Below are 3,485 nucleotides of genomic sequence, written 5' to 3'. Positions count from 1 at the left end.
GCGCAGGGTTGATCCCGTCTCGGCTGACCAGGACTGTGCCAACTGCCGGCTCGGCTCCGCCGGCGTGAGCACCTTGACCGGAGGGGCGGAAGCCACGGCCGGAGTGGGCGGCATGGACTTCACGGCGGAAGCCAAGGGCTTGATCGGTGCCAAAGCCGCGGGAGGAGAAGAGGGGTGGCCATCCTTGGCCGGTGCTGCTGGGGGGAACACAGTGGTGGATTCAGGCTTCTTGGTCGGAGCGGGGCTGGTTGTGATCGGCGCCGGCGTTGGCACCGAGGCGACCACGACGGGCGACTCCAGCGTGCTGACTTTCTCCGTGGAGGAGGGTTGCGCTACCGCCGCTGGAGTTGGGGCAGCGGGCTTCGCATACAGTTGCTGGACCGGTATCGGCCTCGGCGCCGGGGGAAGTTGATAGCCCGGGCGAAGCACGAAGCAGACCTGCCGCGCCACTTCGTCGACCTTAACCTGCCAGGCTGGACCGGAGAGGACCTGGAGGGTGTTGCGCAGGGTCATGGGGCCGAGCTTGTACTGAGCCGCCGGCAGCGGCCGGGTGTAGAGGATGTTCACATGACCGGCCTCTGCCGGGCACAGCGAGTAACCCGAGCGGCTCATCACGTACTGCATGGCATCCTTGACACTCGGGTTCATGCTCGACGGGATGGTCACGTCGATGATCTGTGCCATCAGGTCGCGCTGGCCAGCGTCCGGCTGGGTGCTGACCAGGGTGTAGCGCCCGTAGCGCACGACGGGCTCCTTCTCCGGTTGTACGCCATTCGGGTACAGGTCCGGTGAGAGCAGGTCTGGATTGCGGCTGCTGTCGAAGGCGGGCCTGGCCGGCTCAGCCTTGTGGGTCGTGCAGCTGGCGAGCAGCAGGCACAGCGTGAGAGTGGTCAACTGCCTGGTCATTGAGGCCCCCTTTGATGATGGGGCACACAATGGCAGGCCAATCGCTATGCCTCAGCAGGAAATACTCGGCGGAGGGCTAGGGGATTTTTATCCTATCAACGTGAAAGCAGTTTTTGCCACGTGGCAGCGTAGTGGCATGAACTTGAGGAGTGGCCCCGGAGGGGCCTGTTCTCCTAGTCTTTCTTATTCGTATTGTTCAAGAAGATTGGGAAGAAACTTCTTTGGTTTTTAAGTCGAACAGTGTCATCTATTTTTATTTGAGAGGCTTTGCGACGAGTTCCTCCGCTCTCAGTTATTATCTCTATGTCAGGGTTTTCAATTAGAGCAATGTTTATGTCGTCACTGTGGGCGGGGGTGGAGTTGTAAATTCCACTATAAAAGTCCTCAATGCGAACAGCATCACCAGACGAGGAAATAAGTTTCGGAATGTCTTCGAGTAGTTGGATTTTTGCATCATCTCTAGCAGATGAGTCAAACAGATATAATTTGCCTTCTTCGCTTGGGTCGTGCGCAAGCATATTCAGTCCGGACCTACCGTAATGAGCTTGAGACCCACTGTTAATGTGAAGAATGTTGTTGTAGACTTGTCTGGCTCTATAAAAGCTGGCTAAGTGGATGAGCCAATACCTCCAACCATTTGGGTTGTTGATGGAGAAGGGGCTTACAAATTGTGCGCATTTTTTAAAAGTTGAGTAAACTATTCTCTCAGCAGTTCCCAGCCAACTTTTCTTATCCATGATGGTGTCAAGCTGAGCAATGTCGTATTCGTTTATTGATAAATGTGATAGCTGGGTTGCAAGTTGCTTTGGATTTGTTTTTTGAAGAAAGGCAAGAAGTGTCTCGATTGCAAAAGTGTAGAATATTTCGGCGGAGTTGTTTGAGCGTATTATATCGGCCAGGGTTTCGTTCCGAACCTGGCTGTGCCCACACTGGTCGAGGTTGAAAATTGTGCTTTTGTAACGGCCTGCACGAAGAAGACTTTTGATCTCAGAATATGCCTGCTCAAAAAAATTGCTCATATAATGAGTCTTGATATGTAGCTGTCTGTTAGTGTCTCTTATTTCTGCGTGCAGTGGGTAGATGTTTTCTTTTAGGAGTTCTACCGCAATTGGCTCAGAGTCGTTTAGGATTAGAAAGCACTCTATTTCAATTAGAGGAAGGCCTTGCTCTGCTCTTTGAATATTGATATATTTCGTGGCCTTATTGAGCTCCTCCATGAAAATAATAGGCGAGCCTGCCGTCCCACATATGTAGCGACCTGCGCCTGAGAAGCCATCAATTATGGCTAACCTAAAACGTTCTTGCTTGGGAAGTTGGCAGCGAGTAATAATGTATTGGTAGAAGTATTCTCGCAGTATTTTATGCTTTCTTCTTGAGTGGTCTTCAAGCTTTGCGCCATTCTCCCAGTCAAATTTTTTTCTTACCATATAACTTCCTTATCTCTCAGGCTAACTTTTCTTTAAGCGATGCTGACTAGTTTTACCGGCATCTCATCCCAGGTCCTGCCTCGGTACTCTCGACCGTTAGCTTTCTTCGAACGTCGGATGTTATCTTTCCCCCAAGTGCCCCATTGCTTAAAGAAGAAAGCTGTTCCATATTCTATGCATTGTTCATGGATCTCATCGATCCACTCTTCTTTTATTGGCCTGGCAGAGCTTCCGCTCTCTCCTCCAACAATGGCCCAGTCGATGCCTGAAAGGTCAATCTCGCCAACACTTCCGATTAATGGCTCGAAAGAGATGAATCTTATTTGGGCTGGGGTCTTCTTTAGGTGAAAGACCCTCTGGGCAGTTTCTTGCTCCTCTATGCTGGTGCCTAGCCACACATTAGGAAGTACCTCTCTAATGTATTTGGTGAGCATGTCGGCCATTCGCTCTGGTCTTTTGGTCAGAATCTGGTAGTTATGATGCGGCGTTTCTCTCATGACATTCCAAACCTTGAGAATAAAGTCATCGCTAACTTTCTCATGAAAGAGGTCGCTCATTGAATTAACAAATATCTTCCTGGGTTTTCTCCAGCGATAAGGAATCGAGAGCGCATCATGGTCTTCAGTGATTTTACCGTTCCAAACTGTACGTTTACCTTTGAGTCGAGTTAGGCCAGAATATTTCTCAACCCCCATCGACTCTAATCTTCTTGCCATTTCCATAGCATAGCAATTCTTGCAGCCCGAACTGATTATGGAGCATCCTGCTACAGGGTTCCATGTGGAGTCGGTCCATTCGATCTGTGTTTCTGCCATTTTTCCTTACCTGTCGCCCCCAACATATAGGAAATTTCTCCACCAATGGGTTTGATATCATAACCTTATGGAGTCATGTGGCATACAGGGCCCTAGCTATGACTGACAGTGGGGAAACCTTCTATGAAATCAATGTCTTAGCAACGAGTTCACGGTTTCCGTCGACCTGCTCGGGCTCGATGAGGTCCTGGGCAACCTGGCGTTTCGCGTTGAGCAGTTGCCACAGCTGCTCGTCGATCGTGGCCTCGACTAAGGGGATCTTCACCACGACCATGCGGAGCTGGCCGTTGCGGTACGCGCGATCCTCGGCTTGTTCCTGCTGACCGGGAGTCCAGGG

General features: G+C 51.1%; 3 protein-coding genes and 1 pseudogene. All 4 read right to left on the bottom strand.

The genetic code is table 11. The annotated features are described in order from the left end of the window. On the bottom strand, positions 1–906 hold a 906-nt coding region (locus tag HMPREF2924_RS03870; RefSeq protein WP_070700359.1), incomplete at its 3' end, for a PFGI-1 class ICE element type IV pilus protein PilL2. Positions 907–1,079: 173 nt separating this feature from the next. After that, entirely contained in the window at positions 1,080–2,333 is a 1,254-nt protein-coding gene (locus HMPREF2924_RS33875; protein WP_004352835.1) for a three-Cys-motif partner protein TcmP, read from the bottom strand. Positions 2,334–2,365: 32 nt separating this feature from the next. Further along, positions 2,366–3,148, bottom strand: a complete 783-nt coding sequence (locus HMPREF2924_RS03865; RefSeq protein ID WP_004352836.1) for a DUF5131 family protein — start codon at positions 3,146–3,148, stop codon at positions 2,366–2,368. 121 nt (positions 3,149–3,269) lie between these two features. Continuing rightward, positions 3,270–3,485: pseudogene (locus HMPREF2924_RS03860) on the bottom strand (ATP-dependent helicase); the annotation flags it as partial.

Origin of the sequence: Pseudomonas sp. HMSC063H08 (genome assembly GCF_001813645.1) — a bacterium.
Lineage (GTDB): Bacteria > Pseudomonadota > Gammaproteobacteria > Pseudomonadales > Pseudomonadaceae > Pseudomonas > Pseudomonas aeruginosa.
The sequence above is the reverse complement of the archived record's forward strand: the minus strand, read 5'-3'. Positions and strand labels throughout refer to the sequence as shown.